The sequence below is a fragment of the Planococcus maitriensis genome, assembly GCF_003289925.1.
Classification (GTDB): Bacteria; Bacillota; Bacilli; order Bacillales_A; family Planococcaceae; genus Planococcus; species Planococcus maitriensis.
This window is the reverse complement of the sequence record NZ_QLZQ01000001.1, coordinates 907,666-926,611: the sequence shown is the minus strand read 5'-3', so window position 1 is coordinate 926,611 and position 18,946 is coordinate 907,666. Positions and strand designations below refer to the sequence as shown.

At 49.9% G+C, this 18,946-nt stretch carries 18 protein-coding genes and 1 tRNA gene; 6 read left to right on the top strand and 13 right to left on the bottom strand.

All coding sequences use genetic code 11. The annotated features are described in order from the left end of the window. Positions 1 to 29: 29 nt before the first annotated feature. The 3 genes from DP119_RS04440 to DP119_RS04430 form a co-directional block, all read right to left on the bottom strand. Positions 30 to 1,598: a peptide chain release factor 3 gene (locus DP119_RS04440; protein ID WP_112231215.1), complete on the bottom strand. Its 1,569-nt coding sequence runs from the start codon at positions 1,596 to 1,598 to the stop codon at positions 30 to 32. A 147-nt stretch (positions 1,599 to 1,745) separates the two neighbouring features. After that, positions 1,746 to 3,209: a UDP-N-acetylmuramoyl-L-alanyl-D-glutamate--2,6-diaminopimelate ligase gene (locus DP119_RS04435; RefSeq protein WP_112231213.1), complete on the bottom strand. Its 1,464-nt coding sequence runs from the start codon at positions 3,207 to 3,209 to the stop codon at positions 1,746 to 1,748. Positions 3,210 to 3,226: 17 nt separating this feature from the next. Further along, positions 3,227 to 4,276, bottom strand: coding sequence for a M42 family metallopeptidase (locus DP119_RS04430; RefSeq protein WP_112231211.1), 1,050 nt, complete (start codon positions 4,274 to 4,276; stop codon positions 3,227 to 3,229). A gap of 103 nt (positions 4,277 to 4,379) precedes the next feature. On the opposite strand from DP119_RS04430, the gene DP119_RS04425 reads away from it, so the two are divergent. Next, positions 4,380 to 5,951: an ATP-binding protein gene (locus DP119_RS04425; RefSeq protein WP_112231209.1), complete on the top strand. Its 1,572-nt coding sequence runs from the start codon at positions 4,380 to 4,382 to the stop codon at positions 5,949 to 5,951. 58 nt (positions 5,952 to 6,009) lie between these two features. Here DP119_RS04425 and DP119_RS04420 read toward each other — a convergent pair whose 3' ends face one another. The 6 genes from DP119_RS04420 to DP119_RS04395 all read right to left on the bottom strand — a co-directional run bounded on the left by DP119_RS04420 (position 6,010) and on the right by DP119_RS04395 (position 11,820). Continuing rightward, complete coding sequence (locus DP119_RS04420) at positions 6,010 to 6,468, bottom strand: PepSY domain-containing protein (RefSeq protein ID WP_167399193.1); 459 nt, start codon at positions 6,466 to 6,468, stop codon at positions 6,010 to 6,012. Between the two features lie 190 nt (positions 6,469 to 6,658). After that, positions 6,659 to 7,369 carry a PepSY domain-containing protein gene (locus DP119_RS04415; protein WP_167399192.1) on the bottom strand — a complete coding sequence of 237 codons (711 nt, stop codon included), beginning with the start codon at positions 7,367 to 7,369 and terminating at the stop codon, positions 6,659 to 6,661. 2 nt (positions 7,370 to 7,371) lie between these two features. Next, positions 7,372 to 8,745, bottom strand: coding sequence for a sensor histidine kinase (locus tag DP119_RS04410; RefSeq protein ID WP_112231203.1), 1,374 nt, complete (start codon positions 8,743 to 8,745; stop codon positions 7,372 to 7,374). Further along, positions 8,729 to 9,424 carry a response regulator transcription factor gene (locus tag DP119_RS04405; protein ID WP_112231201.1) on the bottom strand — a complete coding sequence of 232 codons (696 nt, stop codon included), beginning with the start codon at positions 9,422 to 9,424 and terminating at the stop codon, positions 8,729 to 8,731. The genes DP119_RS04410 and DP119_RS04405 overlap by 17 nt, the downstream gene beginning before the upstream one ends. A gap of 66 nt (positions 9,425 to 9,490) precedes the next feature. Next, positions 9,491 to 10,879 carry an aldehyde dehydrogenase gene (locus tag DP119_RS04400; protein WP_112231199.1) on the bottom strand — a complete coding sequence of 463 codons (1,389 nt, stop codon included), beginning with the start codon at positions 10,877 to 10,879 and terminating at the stop codon, positions 9,491 to 9,493. Between the two features lie 20 nt (positions 10,880 to 10,899). Then, positions 10,900 to 11,820 (bottom strand): Gfo/Idh/MocA family protein, encoded by a 921-nt coding sequence (locus tag DP119_RS04395; RefSeq protein WP_112231197.1) that lies wholly within the window; start codon positions 11,818 to 11,820, stop codon positions 10,900 to 10,902. Between the two features lie 97 nt (positions 11,821 to 11,917). Here DP119_RS04395 and DP119_RS15805 point away from each other — a divergent pair, with 97 nt between their 5' ends. The 4 genes from DP119_RS15805 (at position 11,918) to DP119_RS04380 (ending at position 13,608) form a co-directional block, all read left to right on the top strand. Then, on the top strand, positions 11,918 to 12,055 hold the full coding sequence (locus tag DP119_RS15805; RefSeq protein ID WP_167399191.1) for a hypothetical protein: 138 nt from the start codon (positions 11,918 to 11,920) through the stop codon (positions 12,053 to 12,055). A 143-nt stretch (positions 12,056 to 12,198) separates the two neighbouring features. Then, on the top strand, positions 12,199 to 12,915 hold the full coding sequence (locus DP119_RS04390) for a thermonuclease family protein (protein WP_112231195.1): 717 nt from the start codon (positions 12,199 to 12,201) through the stop codon (positions 12,913 to 12,915). A 16-nt stretch (positions 12,916 to 12,931) separates the two neighbouring features. Then, on the top strand, positions 12,932 to 13,438 hold the full coding sequence (locus DP119_RS04385) for a hypothetical protein (RefSeq protein ID WP_112231193.1): 507 nt from the start codon (positions 12,932 to 12,934) through the stop codon (positions 13,436 to 13,438). 97 nt (positions 13,439 to 13,535) lie between these two features. Further along, positions 13,536 to 13,608: transfer RNA gene (locus DP119_RS04380), tRNA-Val, on the top strand. Positions 13,609 to 13,729: 121 nt separating this feature from the next. Here DP119_RS04380 and DP119_RS04375 read toward each other — a convergent pair. The 4 genes from DP119_RS04375 to DP119_RS04360 form a co-directional block, all read right to left on the bottom strand. Continuing rightward, positions 13,730 to 15,763, bottom strand: a complete 2,034-nt coding sequence (locus tag DP119_RS04375) for a TRAP transporter permease (protein WP_112231191.1) — start codon at positions 15,761 to 15,763, stop codon at positions 13,730 to 13,732. After that, positions 15,756 to 16,277, bottom strand: coding sequence for a DUF1850 domain-containing protein (locus tag DP119_RS04370; RefSeq protein ID WP_112231189.1), 522 nt, complete (start codon positions 16,275 to 16,277; stop codon positions 15,756 to 15,758). Before DP119_RS04370 ends, DP119_RS04375 begins: the two co-directional genes overlap by 8 nt. A gap of 76 nt (positions 16,278 to 16,353) precedes the next feature. Beyond that, the gene (locus DP119_RS04365; protein WP_112231187.1) at positions 16,354 to 17,331 is read right to left on the bottom strand and encodes a TAXI family TRAP transporter solute-binding subunit; all 978 of its coding nucleotides are present in this window, start codon (positions 17,329 to 17,331) and stop codon (positions 16,354 to 16,356) included. 125 nt (positions 17,332 to 17,456) lie between these two features. Further along, entirely contained in the window at positions 17,457 to 18,044 is a 588-nt protein-coding gene (locus DP119_RS04360) for a phosphatidylglycerophosphatase A family protein (RefSeq protein WP_112231185.1), read from the bottom strand. A gap of 105 nt (positions 18,045 to 18,149) precedes the next feature. Here DP119_RS04360 and DP119_RS04355 point away from each other — a divergent pair, with 105 nt between their 5' ends. Continuing rightward, positions 18,150 to 18,872 (top strand): alpha/beta hydrolase, encoded by a 723-nt coding sequence (locus DP119_RS04355; protein ID WP_112231183.1) that lies wholly within the window; start codon positions 18,150 to 18,152, stop codon positions 18,870 to 18,872. The last annotated feature ends 74 nt before the right edge of the window (positions 18,873 to 18,946 follow it).

Here is an 18,946-nt window from a genome sequence, read left to right as displayed (position 1 = left end):
AAACGGCGGGCTGTTGAAGATTCCATTTATCAAAGCAAACTGTACAGGCGGATTTCCGGATTCTTATCCTGGAACCAGCGCGTTGCAAAATCATTTTCGAACAAGAACACCAAGTTGTCATAGCGGTCTTTGACCAGCATCGAACGCCCGCTCGACATCGACTCTTTGACGTCTTCTTCGTTCTCGATCCAGCGCGCAATCTTACTGCCGACCGGCTCCATCCTGACATCGACATTGTATTCGTTTTTCATGCGATGCTCGAACACTTCAAACTGGAGCTGGCCGACCGCACCGAGAATGACCTCTTCCAGATGCAGCGTTTTATAATACTGGATCGCGCCTTCTTGAACGAGCTGCAAGATCCCTTTGTGGAAATGTTTTTGTTTCATGACATTTTTCGCCGTCACTTTCATGAACAGTTCCGGGGTGAATTGAGGCAAGGCTTCGAATTCGAACTTCTTGCCGCTTGTGATGGTATCGCCGATCTGGTAATTCCCGACGTCGTGGAGGCCGATGATGTCGCCAGCGACAGCTTCGGATACCATTTCCCGGTCATCCGCCAAAAATTGGGTCGTTTGGGACAGCTTGAACGATTTCCCGGTTCTGGAGAGGGTGACGTTCATGCCGCGGTCGAATTTCCCCGAGACAATCCGGACAAAAGCGATACGGTCGCGGTGTGCCGGGTTCATATTGGCTTGGATCTTGAAGACAAACCCGGAAAACGGCGTTTCCACCGGATCGATGATGTCTTCTTCTTTCGTCAGGCGAGGCTGCGGCTGCGGCGCAAATTGCAAATACGTCTCCAGGAATGTCTCCACCCCGAAATTCGCAAGGGCGGAGCCGAAGAATACCGGTGTCAATTCACCTTTTTTCACCCGGTCTATGGAAAATTCGTTACCCGCTTCTTCCAACAACTCGATGTCTTCCAGCGCTTGTGTATAATAGGAAGTTTTCGTCATTTCGTGCTCCCCGGCGAGATGCCCGTTTTCATCGAGTTCCATAAAACGCTCCCCATCCGTGCGGAACGGCTCGATACGCTTATTGTAGCGATCGTAAATCCCCATGAATTCTTTCCCCATGCCGATCGGCCAGTTCATCGCGTAAGACTGGATGCCCAGCACTTCTTCCAACTCTTCCATCAACTCAAGCGGCTCTTTCCCTTGGCGGTCCATTTTATTGATGAACGTAAAAATCGGGATGCCGCGCATTTTACAGACTTTGAATAATTTCACGGTCTGCGCTTCAATCCCTTTTGCGACATCGATGATCATGACGGCGCTGTCGACCGCCATCAGCGTGCGGTATGTGTCTTCACTGAAATCCTGGTGCCCTGGGGTATCGAGGATGTTGACACGGTGTCCGGAATAATCGAATTGCATGACGGACGATGTAACGGAAATGCCGCGCTGCTTTTCTATTTCCATCCAGTCGGATGTGGCGAACTTGCCGGTCTTTTTCCCTTTGACGGTCCCCGCATCGCGGATTGCACCGCCGAACAGCAAGAGTTTTTCCGTTAACGTCGTTTTCCCGGCATCCGGGTGGGAGATGATTGCGAAGGTTCTTCTGCTTTCGATTGCTTGTTGTAATTGGTCTGACATTGTATACGCTCCTTTAATTTCCTCTCTCTATCTTAGAGAAGGGACGTGCAAAAAACAAGAACTATCGCCTGAAGCCGCGGAAAACGCCACCGGCCAAACGCAAAAAATGAACGGAGAAAAATGCTGCGATTTTTCTCCGTTCCATTTTTATGATCCGAATTTTCGTTGGGCTTCATTTGCTGCAATTTCCTTGTCGCTATGCGGATATTTCGTATTTTCGATAATTTGGTAATCTTCGTGGCCTTTGCCGGCCAAGATGATGATATCACCTGCCTCAGCCTGCTGTACTGCGTGGCGCACCGCCTGTTCACGGTCGCCGATGCAGGCGTAGCGATCATGCCGCATGCCCGTTGCCAAGTCATTCAAGATGCTGTCATACGCTTCATAGCGGGGGTCATCCGTCGTCAGGACGACGTAATCGGCGATTGAAGCCTTTTCCGCCATGATCGGCCGCTTTGTCTTGTCGCGGTTCCCGCCTGTGCCGACCAGGAAAATGAGGCGGCCGGTCTTGAAATCATCGACAGCCGCTATGGCTTTTTCAATTGCATCCGGTGTATGGGCATAATCGATGAAAACCGATACCGGTGCATCGATGTCCACTTTTTGCATACGGCCTTCGACAGGTGAAATGGCTTCGAGTGCAGCGATCACCCGCTCGAGCGGATAGCCTTCTGCAGATAAAGCCGCTATCGCCGCCAATGCATTATAGACATTGAAATGGCCGAGCAAATTCATCGCCACCGGAAATTCCCCCTGGGGGCAAACGAGTGTAAACGACGTGCCTTGTGCTTTGAGCTCGATGTTTGACGCGCGGAACATGGCCTCGTTTTCTACGCCATATGTGTAGACCGGGAATGGGGTCATCGCTGCATATTTCTCAGACCATTCGTCGTCTGCATTCAACACTGCCCGCTTGTTTTGTGTCAGGTCCTGGCCAAGCTGCGAGAACAGCAGCCCTTTGGCATGGCCGTATTCTTCCATTGTCCCGTGGAAATCGAGATGATCATGCGTCAAGTTCGTGAAAATCGCGGTATCGAATTCAACGCCGGCAAGGCGCCCCAGAACAAGGCCGTGGGAAGAGACTTCCATTGTCATATGGGAACTGCCCGCTTCCAATGCACGGCTGATCATTTGCTGGGTGGTCAATGCATCGCTCGTCGTATTCGCCGACGGATGCAATTCGCCGTTCAAATTGAAGCCGATCGTCCCTGTCAAAGCGGATGTATTCCCGAGCTCCATGAGCATGGCGTGAAGCATGCCGGCGACGCTTGTCTTTCCGTTCGTCCCCGTCACGCCGATCATGTTCAACTTCTGGGATGGGTGCCCGTAAAAGCGTGCTGCGAGAATCCCGAGGACCCTTGCCGTGTCGGCTACCGTCACGATAGCTGCCCCTTCTATATCCAGCGGTTTTTCCGCCAAGATGACCGCCGCACCCTGCTGTACCGCTTGATCGGCGAAATCATGGCCATCGACTGTATAGCCTTCAATGCAGACAAAGAGAGAACCTTGTTCAATCTCCCTGGAATCCATCGTCATATGTGAAATCGTTTCCGGCAATTCTCCCTTTATGGATGCTATGGGAATATTATGAAATAGTTGCTTGCTGTCCATCTGAAATCCTCCTAGTATTATGACCCGAGCGGTGAGTTGATATACGCATGAAGAAGCGCTGCCGTCGCTTTCAATGAATCGGTATGCGTTCGCTCATACGCATGGGATGCCTCGATTCCAGGGCCGAACAACGCGTGTTTCACGTCTGCTCCTGCACCGATTGCTGCCGAAGCATCGGATCCATAATACGGATAAATGTCTACTTTATAATCAATGTTATGATCTTTGGCCATTGCAATCAATTGGCGTGTAAGCCCGTAATGGTAAGGGCCGCTTGAATCCTTTGCGCAAATGGAAACCGTGAATTCATCGGAAGCCTGCCCGTCACCAATCGCTCCCATGTCGACAGCAATGTATTCTTCCGTTTCCACCGGAATATTCGAATTTCCGCCATAGCCGATTTCTTCATTGTTTGAGATATAGAAATGGGTCGTCTGGGGCAAGGGATCACCGTTTGCCGATTGTTTTGCCAGCTCCAGCAAAAGTGCCGTGCTCGCTTTATCGTCCAGATGGCGGGATTTGATAAAACCGCTTTCCGTTTTCGTGAAGCGCGGGTCGAAGGAGACGAAATCGCCCACTTCGATGCCTTGCTTGCGGACATCTTCCGCGGAATCGCATTTCAAATCCAACCGCACTTCCATATTGTCCGCAGAACGTTCCGCTGTTCCGGAATCGCGGTACACATGGACAGTTGTCTGATGAAGCAGGATCGTGCCGGTGATGGTCCCGCCGCCTGCCGTGTGGATCAGGCAATTCTCGCCTTCGATGGCATTGAACTTGAATCCGCCCACAAGTGACAGTTTCAAACGGCCCGACGGCTTGATTTCCTTGACCATCGCTCCGAGCGTATCGACATGCGCCGTGAGCAAGCGGTGGCGCTGATCGTCCTGGCCTTTGATCGTAGCGATGACGCCGCCTTTATTGCTGGTTATGTATGGTACATTTGCCCGATCGAAAAAATCCGTCACGAAATCCATCACTTGCATCGTATACCCTGAGGGGCTTGGGATCTTCACCAGTTTCTCCAAAGTGCTGAGTGTTTCCTCTTCTTTCCAATTAAAATCCATTCTAATCACTCCCTGATTTTTTAATCATATCAAAAACAGCCATTTTCGCACAGCCCCGACTATAGTAAGATGAGTAAGACTCTTAGCAAGATGAGGTGCAATTATGGAACGCTCACTGACAACCCGCAAGCGCAATCAATTATTTATCCATCTGTTCGGCTTTGGCAGCCTGTCACATTTGGTGCTGAATTATTTCGTCGACTTCAACGCTTCCATTATAGCGCCGATATTCGGCATGCTCGCCTACTCGATCCTATTCACCTTACTATATACGAAATTGCCCCCTTCCCGGTTGCGTTTTGCCATATTGTTTGCATTGAATGCCTATATTTTGATACTGCAATTCGAATCATTGTCGTTTGTTACGGCTGTTTACTTTATCATCCCCATTGTTGCCGCTTCCCTTTATAACGATACCCGGTCCATCATCGCACTTTCGTTCCTGACCATTATCGAAGTGATCCTTCTAACTTTCGTTTTCGGCCGTTTTCAAACGAGCGGTTCATTGGAATATATCCATGTGTCGATGGTGGTGTTTTTCAGCCTGGTGATGCTACTGACGATTTTGCATAGCTTTTATTTCAGCAATTATTGGCGTCAGCTGGAATTGCGCAATGCGTCGATGGAAAAAGCGCTCACCTCAAAAGAAGGTTATCTCGACTTGTTCTTCCAAGCCGCTAAAGACGCGATTGCCGTCTTCGATTTCGAAGGGCGCATTATCGCGATCAATCCTGCTTTTGTGCAATTATACGGCTGGACTGCCGATGAATGCCTTGGGAAAGCGCTCCCGCTCTACCCGCCTGAACATGCCGAAGCAGCGGAACTGCGGGCAGAAAAAGTCCGGCAAGGCGAAAGTTTCACGCTCGAAACGGACGATATCAAAAAAGATGGCACGCGTTTCCCGGCACAGATCACGCTATCCCCCATCTTCGATTCGCAAGGGCAAGTCATTGCGACATCGGTCATTTCCAGGGACATCAGTTACCGGAAAGAGACCGAGCGGATGCTTCTCCAAACGGAAAAATTGAAGATGGCCGGTGAGATCGCGGCTGGGGTCGCACATGAAATCCGTAACCCGATGACGGTCATTTCGGGATTTGTCCAAATGATGCATAACGACCCGAACCACCGTTACCCAAGCTATACCTCATTGATGCAATCGGAGCTCGACCGTATCAATTTGATCATCAGCGAATTCCTGATCCTCGCAAAACCGCAAGCGCCTCAAAAGAAAGAAATCGATATCGGGAAAATTCTCGACGAATGCTTATTCCTGTTCGGGCCCGAGTTCGTGCTCCATGGCATCTCGGTCCATACAGATGTTTCAGGCCCGTTCGTCGCTGAGGGCGAAGAGCATCATTTAAAGCAAGTATTCATCAATATATTGAAGAATGCGATCGAAGCAATGGAAGAAGGCGGCTCTTTACGTATTACTGCCAGTAACAATGAAGGGAAACTGCGCATCCATTTTCAAGATGATGGACCAGGCATTCCGCCCCAATTGGCAGAACGCGTTTTCGAACCGTTCTACACGACAAAAGCGACAGGTACCGGCCTCGGCTTATTGATTTCACAGAAAATTGTCCAAGAACATGGCGGAAGCTTGCCTATCGGCAACATGGAAGAAAAGGGCGCCTGCGTGATCGTCACTTTGCCGCTATTGACGGGGCAATGAAACCCTAAAATAACCTCCCGCCGATTTTAAGGGCGGGAGGTTTTTTTAGGGTTTCACATTAATCATCATCGTTGTCGTAGTCATCGTGGTCATTATCGTCGTTGTGGTTGTCATCATCGGATTCTACTGACACTACGGTCCCATCCGCTGCATCCACAATGACATCGTAATCGGTTTTTCCATCTTCAAGCTCCACTTCGTAATACGCCCAGCCATCTTCCTTTTCAAGCTCGACATCATCAATTTTTCCCGGAGCTGCACTTTTTGCTGCTTCGATAGCTTGTTGTTTGCCGATCAACTGCTGTCCATTGCCCGTAGATTGTCGTTCGATTGGGGCAACTTGCGCTGTTTTGGATTCAGGTGCAGCTCCCCTGTTTAAATTTCCCGTCCCGTTGTTGGACGATGCCGCGTCTTGGAACTTTTGTACCGCTGGCGCAGTATTTTCCGAATCTGCGAGCACAATTCCGCCAAACGCCAAAATACCTGCCGCTGCTGAAACATAGATCAATTTTTTCAATTTAATCTCCTCCTGTTCTGGTGTTACTTTGAATATAGCCATCAAAGCTTAAACCGTGCTTAAACTAAGATGAGAAATTCATGAGACCGGAAACATTCAGCAAAGTCGATAAAAAACCGTTTTCATGGAATCGGGCTGATGGCAAATCAGCTGTGGCTCCATGAAAACGGTATTCACTCATTCATTCTTCTCAATCATCCCATTCCACTGTCATCGTCTCTCCGCGAATGGCATGGATTTGGATAGTCGCTTCCCGATCGGATGTATCATCATCCATTTCAACCAAATAATATCCACCATCCGTGGTTTGGGTGAACTCGACATCGTCAACTGTCCCGTTCAAGGTCTCTTTTGCAATTGCGATTGCCGCATTTTGGCTGATGATGCGTTCCGGCTCTTGTTGTTCAGGTGCTGAATCCGGTTCAGCCGGGGCTTCCAGCGCTGCTTTCTGGACATCCAGCACTTCCCCGGTTTCTGCAGAAATGGCCAGTACTTTCCGTTCCGTGTCGCTATGGATTTCCACTTCATACTTATTGCCATTTTCCACGTATTGGATTTCCTTTACTTCACCTGGCTCTGCTGCAGAAGCTGCTTCGCTTGCCTGTTCTTCGGATAGCGTTTTTGCCTGTCCGCTTTTCTCCAGCAATTCAAGCGATTCGACCTGCCCATCGGCACGATTGACCGCCGCTATATATGTCCCGTCATCACGCTTGAATTCAATCTGGTAAAACCCATTCGTTTCTGTAGCATTCTCAATCACCCCGCCATAAAGCTGTTCAATTGATAGTTGCGCTTCATCCATTGTCACAGAATCAGCAGCTGTTCTCGGAAACAGGAAAAAGGCCAGCGCCGCAACGCTCAATACGATGATGAATATTCCAATACCCCACCATTTTCGCATGATCATCCCTCCTGCCCTGATTGTAACTCCCCAACATTAAAATCCCCTGAGAAAACGATCGTAACCGTTGTCCCCAATCGTTCAATGCTGTCGATTTCGAGACGAAGGCGCAGCGAATCAGCCAATTCCCTGGCGAGCGAAAGGCCAAGCCCAAACCCTCCAGTCTCGCGGCTTCTTGCTTTATCGACACGGTAAAAGCGTTCAAACACATGAGGCAAAGCATCTTTCGGGATGCCGACGCCGTAATCACGGATCTTGATATACACTGCCCCGTCCGTCCCCGCTTCCAGGTCGATGCGGTCTTCACTATATTTGCGGGCATTGTCCAACAGGATATAAAGCAATTGCTTCAGCTGCTGGACATCGGTTTCGACTATGAGCGGCTGCCCGCTTAGCTGCAAATGAAATTGCCTGTCGTAGGAAGCGTTCATCGCCGTCACGACTTGGCTGAGCACTGGTTCCAGATCCATTTTCCGCCAATCCATCTGGGCCTGGCTGCGCCTTGCGATATGCAGCAATTGTTCGATCAATTGGCGCATGCGTTCCGTTTCAGCACGAATGGCCGTCAAGGCTTCTTCCTGCAGGGCAGGGTCTTGAGAGCCCCGGCGCTGCAATAAATCAGTGTAGCTTGAAATGACCGTAAGCGGCGTTTTCAATTCATGGGAAGCATTTGAAACGAATTCTTCCTGTTTGCGGTAATTTTCTTCCAACAAACCGATCATTTCATTGAAGGTGAGCCCCATTTGGCTCAATTCATCCCGCGACTCCCCTGCAACGGGGAGCTTCTCGAATGAACCGTCGCGCTGGATGCGCCGCATAGTTCCGGTAAGCCCCTCAATCGGGCGTGTCAGCACACGCCCGAGCAAGGCACTCGATAGGAAAATCGGGATCATCGAAAGCAGGGTGACAGAAATGAGGACCAGCCGCAAAGCCGAAAGGTTCGCCGTCACTTCCCTGAGAGATTGGGCCACGATCAACTCTACGACTTCACCGCCAGGCCAGATAACGGGCGTCGTGACGTAGGCGAATTGCTCCCCTTCAACCTCCATTCTTCCAGAATTCCCTTCGACATCATTTGGAATTTGAACATTAACCGATGGATCCTGGATGATTGTATCCAGTAATCCGCTGCTTTGATTTTTCTCTTTGATCAAGCCGTCGACCGGCACATAGGCGCGTAGAATATTATCGGGTGATTCTTCATTGTTATTGGCATTGAATGTGGAGACCATCACTTCCACTTCGGATTCCAGCCGCTCGATTTCTGTCTCATACGCCAAGCTGCTGAAGGAATAGTAAATGACGACAGCCAAAATAAGCAGCACCAAGAACATCAATAAAGTCGAGGACAGGTGGATCTTATGCTTGAGTTTCATGCGGCTGCTCCTTCAAGACATAGCCGACGCCCCGCACCGTCTGTAGATAGGTGGCGTTTTCACCATAGTCGATCTTTTTGCGCAAGTAACGGATATAGACGTCGATGACGTTCGTGTCACCATAGTAATCGTATCCCCATACTGCATTCAGCAGCTGTTCGCGCCCCAGTACTTGTTTCGGATGGCGCATCAGATACAATAGCAGGTCGAACTCACGGGGGGTCAATTCAATCTGCCGCCCCGCTCTTTCGACTTCCCTCGTGCTTTCATTCAGCGTAAGGTCTTCAAAACGGTGCACATTTTCATCAGCCGGATTTTTCATCCTTAGATTGGCACGGATCCTGGCAAGCAGTTCCTCGATCTCAAACGGTTTTGTTACATAATCATTCGCTCCAAGGTCCAGCCCCGCCACTTTATCCCTGACATCGTTTTTGGCGGTCAGCAAAATGACCGGCAATGCGGCATCAGACGCACGGATCCGTTTCAGGACATCGAGGCCATGGATCTCCGGGAGCATCAAATCGAGCAGCACCAGATTCCATTCCTGTTCCCTGAAGTGGATCAAGGCTTCCGAACCCGTCAATGCGACAGCGGTGTCATAGCCTTCGAATTTCAATTCCAGTTCCAAGACGCGGGCGATGCTTTTTTCATCTTCCACGATCAATATGCGCTCCGTCATCTGCGCACCCCCTTTTCCTTAATCATAGCAGGTTCAAAAAGAAAAAAGCGACCTAAAGGCCGCTTTCTATTTCAATACTGTCCGGATCCACTTCGCCCGGTTTTTATAAGGGGGATACGTCAGGTTGGTCGACAATTTCGTGGACTTCCTGACGATCGACTTAGCATGTGTAAAAGTTTCGAAGCTTGCTTTGCCGTGATAGGAGTTCATGCCGGATGGCCCGACGCCCCCGAACGGCAAGTAGACGCTTCCGACATGCGAGACGGTATCGTTGATGCAGCCGCCTCCGAATGGCAATTGATCCAGGAAGAACCGGACAGCCCGGTCATTCTCGGAAAACAGGTAGGCAGCCAGCGGTTTCGGCAAGCGCCGGATGTCCCGCAGCAATTGCGGCAAATCGTTATAAGTGATGATCGGCAACACCGGGCCGAACAATTCATCCTCCATCGATGGGCTATCCCAATGGATGTTGTCGAGCAATGTCGGTTCAATATAACGGTCGGCACGGTCCGAGTTACCGCCATAGACGATGTGGGCTTTTTCTTTTTCGATGATTCCCGTCAGCCGGTCGTGGTGCTTTTCATTGACGATACGGCCGTAATCCGGGCTGTCCTGGGCGTTGTCGCCGTAAAAACTACGAATGGTCTTGATGAAAACTTCCATGAAGGCTTCTTTCACCGATTCATGTACACAAATATAATCCGGCGCCACACAAGTTTGTCCGGTATTCATGAATTTGCCCCATGCGATCCGTTTTGCCGCAAGCTCCAGATTAGCGGTCTGGTCGACGATTGCCGGGCTTTTGCCCCCGAGCTCCAAGGTAATCGGGGTAAGGCGCTCGGATGCCGCCTTCATGACCACTTTCCCGACCGGCACGCTGCCCGTGAAGAAAATGTAATCAAATGATGCGTGAATCAGTGCCGTCACTTCATCGCGTTCACCTTCGACCACTCTCACGTAATGCGGCTGAAAGCTGCTCTCCAAGACTGTTCGGATTACGCGTGCGACGTTCGGCGTCGCTTCGGATGGTTTGACGATGGCGCAATTGCCTGAAGCCAATGCGCCGATGAGCGGTTCCATCACCAATTGGAATGGGTAGTTGAACGGGCCGATGACAAGTACCGATCCGTAGGGTTCGCGGATGATGAAACTCTTGGCAGGCTGCAGGTGAATCGGCGTTTTCACTTGTTCAGGCTTCATCCACTCTTCAAGATTCTTCGCCATGTAACCGATGCTATCGAGCACAAAGCCTACTTCCGTGGCATACCCCTCGAATTCACTTTTCCCCAGGTCCATTTGCAGCGCTTCGATAATGTCATCTTCGTGGGCTTGGATTGCCGACTTCAAACGCTGAAGCTGGGCAATGCGGAAATCCGCCGATTTCGTCACGCCTGTAAAATAATAGCCTCGTTGGTCGGCTATCATATCCTCTACTTCATTAGCTGTAAAATTCAATATTAAATACCTCCTATGGGTCATCGCAATAATTGGTCAATATAACGCTGGACGACTAATCCTTCATCAAACCCGACGAGGAAAGTCGATTGTTCTTTCATTTCATCGAAAAGGGAAGGCACTGGTTTTTCCGTTTGCAGCTCCACACGTGTTTTCCCCCGTTCTTCCCGGTACAAACGCGACCAGTTTTCGAGCGTCAGCACCCCGTCCTCGCCGTACACTTTAAATTGCAGCAGCTCGTCCTGCCCCGCCCCGCTCATGCCCGACAATAAAAACGGTGAACCTTGCTGGGTCTTGCCGTGGGCGATGATCCCCGTTTCACATTTTTCGGTATCTTCCGGGAAGTCCACTTGATGTGCGGCAATCTCCAAAGTGCCGAAAAGCCGATGCATCAGCTGAAGATAATGTGGAAAGACTTCACGCACGAATCCTCCCTGGTCCCTCGAAGCGATCCATGGATTCTGCTGCCATGGCCGCGGCCATTCAGGAAACACCGTATGGAGTTCAATGCGGCGTACTTTTCCGATATCCCCGCTTTTAATGCGTATCGCCATATCGCGGACGATCGGCGAATACATCAATGGAAAATGCATGGCGGTATGGATGCGGTTATTCGTCGCGGACTCGGCCATCGCCTCCGCCGCCTGTGCGTCATGGGCTAGCGGCTTTTCACACAGCACATGCAAGCCCCTTCTCGCCGCAGTTTCCGCAAGCTCCGCATGGCTGTTCGGTGGTGTCCCGATGTACACCCAATCGATGTCAGCCTGGAACAACCCATCCAAGGAATCAGTGACGGCTACGCCGTAATGCTCTTTGATATAATTCAGCCGATTCTTGTCCGTGTCATAAACCGCTTCGACTTGTGCGGCATCATCTTGCTGGATTTGCTTGATGATGCGTTCCCCGACAATTCCAGCGCCAATAATTCCAATCGCTATCAAAACCATCGCCCCTTTTTCGTTTCATTGTTTATAAGTGTAACCTTCCAGGGTATAGAATAGTCAAACAATTACATTCACAAAAATAGGAGGAATCATCATGAATGAACAGAAAAATTGGTGGGAGCCGATCTTCACGGGCACATTGGAAATGGGCGTCGATAAAGAAAGACTGGAAACGATCAACGAAGATAGCTTATTATACTTCGGTGAAACAGCTGGCAGCTTGGAGCAATAACCGATGCCTAAGCATTTTGCATGTACATAGCAGCGCTTGATCCGGCCTCATGCGGAGCAAGCGCTTTTTTCATGGAATCCGGGCCGCTCATTGTCGTCTGCAATGGTTTTCGCTATAATTCGTTATAGAAAGCAGGGATAGCCATGAAAGCATTCATTTTAATAATCACCTTATTATTATTGGCGGGATGCAATATACCAGGCGCCACCGACACTGGGGGTACCACCGACAGGGCCGCTGTGGAAGTCACTGAGGTCATAGATGGTGATACGGTGAAAATCCTGTATGATGGCAAAGAAACAACAGTCCGTTATTTGCTGGTCGATACTCCTGAAACGAATCACCCGAGGTTCGGCGAGCAGCCGCTAGGGCCCGAAGCGACAGAGCGCAACCGCGAACTGATCGAACAGGCGCAGCAAATCGAAATCGAATTCGATGTCGGCGACCGTTTCGATGATTATGACCGCCTTCTCGCCTATTTCTATGCGGATGGGGAAAGCATACAGGAGCAATTGCTTGAAGAAGGCTTCGCGAGAGTCGCCTATGTCTTCCCGCCCAATACCCGCTATGTCGATGAATTCCGGGAAGCCGAGGCCGAAGCGAAAAATGCCGGAATCGGTATATGGGAATACGAAAATTATTCAACGGACCGCGGATTCAATGAGGATGCTTACGGGCACTCCGAAGCTGTGAGCCCGGATCGTGACGATGACTGCCGAATCAAAGGCAATATCAACCGGAGCGGAAATAAAATTTACCACATGCCCGGCTCCCCTTCATATGAAGAAACCAACCCTGAACAATGGTTCTGTACAGAGCAGCAAGCAAGAGATGCTGGATTCCGCAGTTCCGGTCAATAACGAGAGGAGGAATACGATGCAATTGCTTGTCCTGCGCCTTGATTACCGCAGTTCCACAACAATCGAAAGCCTTCAAAGACAGCTCCGCCAGCCCAATTCCAAACTGGCCTTGCAACTGCCGCATATCCCGCTGCTCTCTTATGAGAATACCGCCCCGCTTCAATTGAAGACGGCACTGGAACCGATTGCCACACAAACCGCTGCCCCTTCTTTCCACACCAGCGATATCGGATTCTCCAAAGAGGGCGCGCAATTTTACCTGCAGATCCATCCGAATGAAGAACTCGATCAACTTTACAGTTCGCTGGAATTGGCGGGACATGGATTTTCCAATAGGGCTGATGCGCAGTGGCAGCCCTATATTCCGCTCATCGGCGACATCCCCGCTCCATTTTGGGGCCCGTTGTTTGCAAGATTGGCTCTGGAGTTCAATCCGCTGGATGGTACCGTTGCTGCGTTGGAATGCTGGTCTGTAATCGGCAAGCGAACGACGATTGAATGGAGCCTGTTCCTGGACAGCTGAAAAATTATACCGGTTCTAAAAAGCTGAAAGTTTTTTCACAAAAACTATTGTCTTTTTTCAAACTGGCATATATAATAATAAATGTCCTTGAGATTGCGATTCCTTAGCTCAGCTGGGAGAGCGCTACCTTGACAGGGTAGAGGTCGCTGGTTCGAGCCCAGTAGGAATCATCATATGCATGCTGCGCGCTGCACGAAACCCCAGCCGGAAAATCGGCTGGGGTTTTTTATTATTCCACTACCTTGCGAAAACCAAAAAAGATGGAAGCCCGAGGGCTCCCATCTTTTTTTATTATGCCGTTTGGGCTTTTCTTGTCTTTTTGTCTCTCGACATCCATTGGATCACGAACAAGACGATAAAGACAGCCGCCCCGATAAGATCTGTGAAACCTTCCGGATAGATCAAGGCGATCCCGGTAACGAATGTGATGATACGCTCCAGCCAATTGAGCTTGCGGTACCAATAGCCGATCAAGCCGGCACCGATGGCGATCATGCCGGTGATGGCGGTGATCAATACCCATATCAGCTCGGTCCAGGTCGTATCGATCATCAATAGTTCTGGCGACAAGACGAACATATACGGAATGACGAATGCCGCAATCGCAAGTTTCGCCGCGTTGAACCCTGTCCGTATCGGCTCCCCTCCCGAAATCCCGGAAGCTGCAAAAGCAGCGAGGGCAACCGGCGGCGTGATATCTGCGATAATCCCGAAATAGAAGACGAACAAATGCGCAGACAATGCAACGACGATCGGAACAGCTGCGCCAGCAGGCTCATCGACCATCAACAAAGTAATGATGGCAGGAGCAGCAATGGTGGACGTGATGACATAGTTTGCCGTGGTCGGCGAACCCATGCCGAGAACGATAGCTGCAAGCATCGTGAAGAACAAGGTCAACAGGACGTTCCCGCCGGACGCTGACACAAGCCCATTTGCCAGGGACAGTCCAAGGCCGGTCTTCACGACAACCCCGACAATGATCCCTGCCGTTGCTGTAGCTGCTGCGACCGCAAGTGCAGTTCTGGCACCGTCAACCAAAGCGTGGATAATGTCTTTAAAGCCAAGACGGGTTTCCTTATTGAAGGCACTGACGAAAATCGTCAGCAAAATACCATATAAAGCCGCTTGCATCGTCGGGATCCCTACTAACAAGAACAAGATGATTGCAAGGATCGGCGTCAACAGATAGATTTTCTTCAAGACTTCTTTGCGGTCCGGCATTTCATCCGGCGCCAGGCCTTTCAAGCCGATTCGTTTCGCCTCGAAATGGGTCATGATCCAAACACCCGTGAAGTAAAGGAGTGCTGGGATGGCCGCCGCTTTGGCGATTTCCCAATAAGTGACACCGCCGATGAACTCGACCATGAGGAACGCTGCCGCTCCCATGATCGGCGGCATCAGCTGGCCGCCTGTCGAAGCGGCTGCCTCGACGCCGCCAGCAAATTCTTTCTTATATCCGAGCTTTTTCATCATCGGAATCGTGTAAGACCCAGATGTTACGACGTTCGCGACCGAACTCCCCGAAATAGTCCCTTGCAGGGCAGAGGAGAAAATCGCTACTTTTGCCGGTCCGCCGGTCAAATTTCCGGCCAGCGATACAGCGAGATCATTGAAATACTGGCCCACTCCTGTTTTAACCAGGAAGGAACCGAATAATAGGAACGTAAAGATGAACGTTGCGGAAACGCCGATCGGGGTACCGAGAATCCCGTCCGTCGTATAGAACATCAATTGGATCAAGGATTCCAGGTCCTGCCCCCGGTGCCTCATGAATCCCGGGAAATAAGGGCCGAAGAAACCGTAGGTCAAAAATAGCGCACCGATAACCGTAATCGGCATACCGACAGCCCGGCGCGTTGCTTCAAGCGTCAGTATGACGGCTAAAATCCCGACTATCAAATCCAGTTCGGTAACGCGCCCGATGCGGAACACCAAGTCGTCATACATGATCGGCCAATAAGCACCAATCCCAATAGACAATAGGGCAAGTATGTAATCATACCAGGCCACCTTATGGCGCGCCCCTTTCCGGCGGCGCATCGGGAATAGGATGAAAATCAGCGACAGAGCGAATCCTAAGTGGACAGAACGCTGGATATACGCTGTGTATTGGCCGAAAATGGCTGTGTATAGCTGAAACAAGGAAAATGCCAAAAGCCCGAAAAACACGACATGTTTGATGATGCCTGACAAATCACGGGTATTCGACTCTGGATCGTACTTCTGGAGAATCTCTTTTTGCTTCTCCTCCGAGATATAGCTTTCGTCTTCAGGCGGAAGCTTTCTCTCTTCTCTTTCTTCTGGCGATAGTTTATCACTCATAGATGTTCACTCCTTCTAATTGCTGATAAATGGAAAGGCGTTGGGCACGGAATGTGTAGATCTTGCCTCTTTCCAAACTCTTCTTCAAATCGAGTTCTTTTCCTGCGAATAGGAAAACGAGTTCCGCGTCCACGTCCCCGACTAGCAATCGGAATTCGGGCAGCTTCCGCTTCATATCCTCAATAAAGTATTTCCCGTCTTTTTCGACAAAGCGCTCCCCTTCTCCTGCATTCGACGGCATGCCGATATTGAAATCTTCGTACTCAAGTTCCGTCATCACCAAATTCCCCTCATCATCAAGGCGGTAACTTTCAATCACATCCGATAGATGGATCGAATGGGTATAGCGGATCTTGAAGCGGTCTTCTATAACGGGAACATGCGCTGTGATCTCGTTTGTTTCCGATTCGATGAAGACGAAGTGTTTCTTGTATGGGATGAAGAAAAGTGCGGAGCAGATAAGGATGAGGATGGTAAATATAAGAAGGATTTTGAGAATTCTTTTATTCCGCAAGATAATCCCCCTACCGACAAAAAATAAATAACGACGATAAAGCTTGCGCTTTATCGTCAGTTATTTTGATCAGTTCTTATTGGTTTACTTCATCGAAGTAACGCTGTGCGCCAGGATGGATATCGATCCCGATTCCATCAAGAGCTGTTTCGGCTTTGATGAACTCAGCTTTGGCGTGTTGGATTTGATCTGTGTTTTCATAAATTGCTTTTGTAATATCGTAGACTGTGTCTTCGGAGATGTCGTTCTGTACAACAAGCATCGCAAGAACGGAAACCGTCGGAACTTCTTCAGTCAATCCATAAGTGCCGGATGGTACTACATCCTCTGCATAATATGGGTATTTCTCAATCAATTCAGCTGCTTTATCAGCTGCGACAGGAACGATGTTGACATCGGCAGTTGCACTCAAGCTTTCAACTGCGCCAGTCGGCGTTCCGGCTGTGATGAATGCTGCATCGATCTGTCCGGATTGCAAGCTTTCCTGAGATTCGCCAAAGTCCAAGTTCTGCGCGTCGATGTCATCCATCGTCATGCCGTGGATTTCAAGCAATTGCTCAGCGTTGATATACGTACCAGAGCCAGGTGCCCCGACGGATACCGATTTTCCTGCCAAATCTTCAAATGCAGTGATGCCAGATCCTTCAGTCGTTACGATCTGGATCGTTTCCGGATAAAGAGCCCCGATTGCGGACACGCTGTCGATGACTTCCCCTTCGAACATGTTCGAACCTTCAGATGCGTAGAAAGCCGTATCTGTCTGTACAAAAGCGATCTCGCCCGTGCCATCGGCAAGTGATGTCATATTGGCTGCAGATGCCTGGGACACTTCAGCAGTCGTATCGATGCCTGTCTCGTTCTCGATGATTGTCGCCATCGCTCCGCCTAGCGGATAATAAGTTCCCGTCGTTCCACCAGTCAATACACTGATGAATTCCGGTTCAGCTGCTCCGCCGCCGCCTTCTTCATTTGCTGCATCATCTCCACAGCCTGCTAGGAATACGGATCCGGCCAAAGCGACAGTCGCGTAGAATCCAAACTTTTTGTTTAACATAAATCGGCCTCCCTTTATCTATAGTTTCTTTCATCCTTCATAATACCATGACTTTCTGTCCATCTGTCAATTTAATTTTTTACAATGGAATCGTTTTCAAACCAAATTATTGTTAATATTATCCATCAATCGTATTCTGCGCCAGGAACATGAGTTTCCGGCGTTGTCTCTTCAGGAGTAAGATCCTCAAAGCTTCTGCCCTCTTCCTCCAAGTCGCGCGTGCGGTGTGCGATGCGGGCTGAAGCACAAGCTGCGACACTCGAAACCAAATCATCCAGGAAGGTATGGACATGCTCCCCGTATTTCGTATCGAGCGTATGGATGATGCCGGTTTTGTTTTTATCCAAATGGCCGAACGTCGTCACGGCGATGCTGCCATAAGTGAGTACTGCGCCAAGCCCGATCATTTCATCGACCCCGAACAGGCCTTCGTCGGAACCGACGATTTGCTGGAGCGGCTGGGATAGTTTCCCTTGCTCAGCCAGTTCATCGAGTTCGATGCCGACCAAGAGCGCATGCTGCATTTCCCGCTTGCGCAAGACGCTTTCGACCGACTCGATGCAATGCGCCAAGGTCAATCCTTCATTAAAGGGCAATTGCATGTCCAACACGATTTTTGCGATATCTTCTTTCGTGACGCCTCTTCTTTCCAAAGCTTCATGCGTCGCTTTATTCACTTCTTCTGAATGTACACGGAAATGTCCTCCATCCATGGTGCGATCCCCTCTCTCTATTTGGATTTCTCTTCCTGTCCATTATACCTTGCAGGGGGAATATGTTACAATTTTTGTACAATAGAATTAGAAGGAGGCAACATCATGAACAAAGGACGCGTAGAGGATTTCACGCTTCACAGCGATGCTTTGGGAGAAGATATGCAGGTGCTCGTCCATCTGCCGGCAAATTATTCTCCTCTCTATAAATACAGCTTGGTCATCGCATCGGACGGCAAGGATTATTTCCAGCTCGGCCGTGTGCCGCGCGTTGTCGATGAACTGTTGGAAAATCAGGAAATCGAGAACATCATCTTCGTCGGCATCCCCTATAAAAGCGTGCAAGACCGCAACCGCAAATACGAGCCGGACGGCGAACAGCATGCCGCTTACTTACGTTTCCTGGCACATGAACTGGTGCCATATCTGGACGAAACATACCCCACTTACCAAGTCGGCATGGGCCGGACGCTGATCGGCGATTCGCTTGCAGCCACCGTTTCCTTGATGGCCGCACTTAAATATCCGAATATTTTCGGGCGCGTCATTCTTCAGTCGCCGAAAGTGGGGCCGGAAATGATGGAAGCTGTCGAGAAATTTCCGATGAACAATTCGTTCACGGTCTACCATGTCATCGGGTCGGAAGAAACGGACGTGAAATTGACCAACGGGGAAACCGCCGACTTTTTATCGCCGAACCGTGAGTTGAATGAGTTGATGAAAAATAAAGGGTTTTCGCTCTTTTACGAAGAATTCAAAGGAGACCATACATGGAAATACTGGCAGCCCGACCTGAAAAGGGCGCTGCTGATGAATTTCGGCATGTAGGCCTTAAGGAAACAAACCGAACAATTTGATACAATTGAAGAGAAAAGCATTTATTAGATGAGGAGGTCTATTGA

Bases quoted from the DNA above. Each gene is read 5' to 3' on its own strand.
- DP119_RS04375 (WP_112231191.1), bottom strand. From the start codon at position 15,763: ATGAGTGATAAACTATCGCCAGAAGAAAGAGAAGAGAGAAAGCTTCCG.
- DP119_RS04430 (WP_112231211.1), bottom strand. From the start codon at position 4,276: ATGGATTTTAATTGGAAAGAAGAGGAAACACTCAGCACTTTGGAGAAA.
- DP119_RS04360 (WP_112231185.1), bottom strand. From the start codon at position 18,044: ATGGATGGAGGACATTTCCGTGTACATTCAGAAGAAGTGAATAAAGCG.
- DP119_RS04405 (WP_112231201.1), bottom strand. From the start codon at position 9,424: ATGACGGAGCGCATATTGATCGTGGAAGATGAAAAAAGCATCGCCCGC.
- DP119_RS04365 (WP_112231187.1), bottom strand. From the start codon at position 17,331: ATGTTAAACAAAAAGTTTGGATTCTACGCGACTGTCGCTTTGGCCGGA.
- DP119_RS04440 (WP_112231215.1), bottom strand. From the start codon at position 1,598: ATGTCAGACCAATTACAACAAGCAATCGAAAGCAGAAGAACCTTCGCA.
- DP119_RS04435 (WP_112231213.1), bottom strand. From the start codon at position 3,209: ATGGACAGCAAGCAACTATTTCATAATATTCCCATAGCATCCATAAAG.
- DP119_RS04390 (WP_112231195.1), top strand. From the start codon at position 12,199: ATGAAAGCATTCATTTTAATAATCACCTTATTATTATTGGCGGGATGC.
- DP119_RS15805 (WP_167399191.1), top strand. From the start codon at position 11,918: ATGAATGAACAGAAAAATTGGTGGGAGCCGATCTTCACGGGCACATTG.
- DP119_RS04425 (WP_112231209.1), top strand. From the start codon at position 4,380: ATGGAACGCTCACTGACAACCCGCAAGCGCAATCAATTATTTATCCAT.
- DP119_RS04410 (WP_112231203.1), bottom strand. From the start codon at position 8,745: ATGAAACTCAAGCATAAGATCCACCTGTCCTCGACTTTATTGATGTTC.
- DP119_RS04385 (WP_112231193.1), top strand. From the start codon at position 12,932: ATGCAATTGCTTGTCCTGCGCCTTGATTACCGCAGTTCCACAACAATC.
- DP119_RS04355 (WP_112231183.1), top strand. From the start codon at position 18,150: ATGAACAAAGGACGCGTAGAGGATTTCACGCTTCACAGCGATGCTTTG.
- DP119_RS04415 (WP_167399192.1), bottom strand. From the start codon at position 7,369: ATGCGAAAATGGTGGGGTATTGGAATATTCATCATCGTATTGAGCGTT.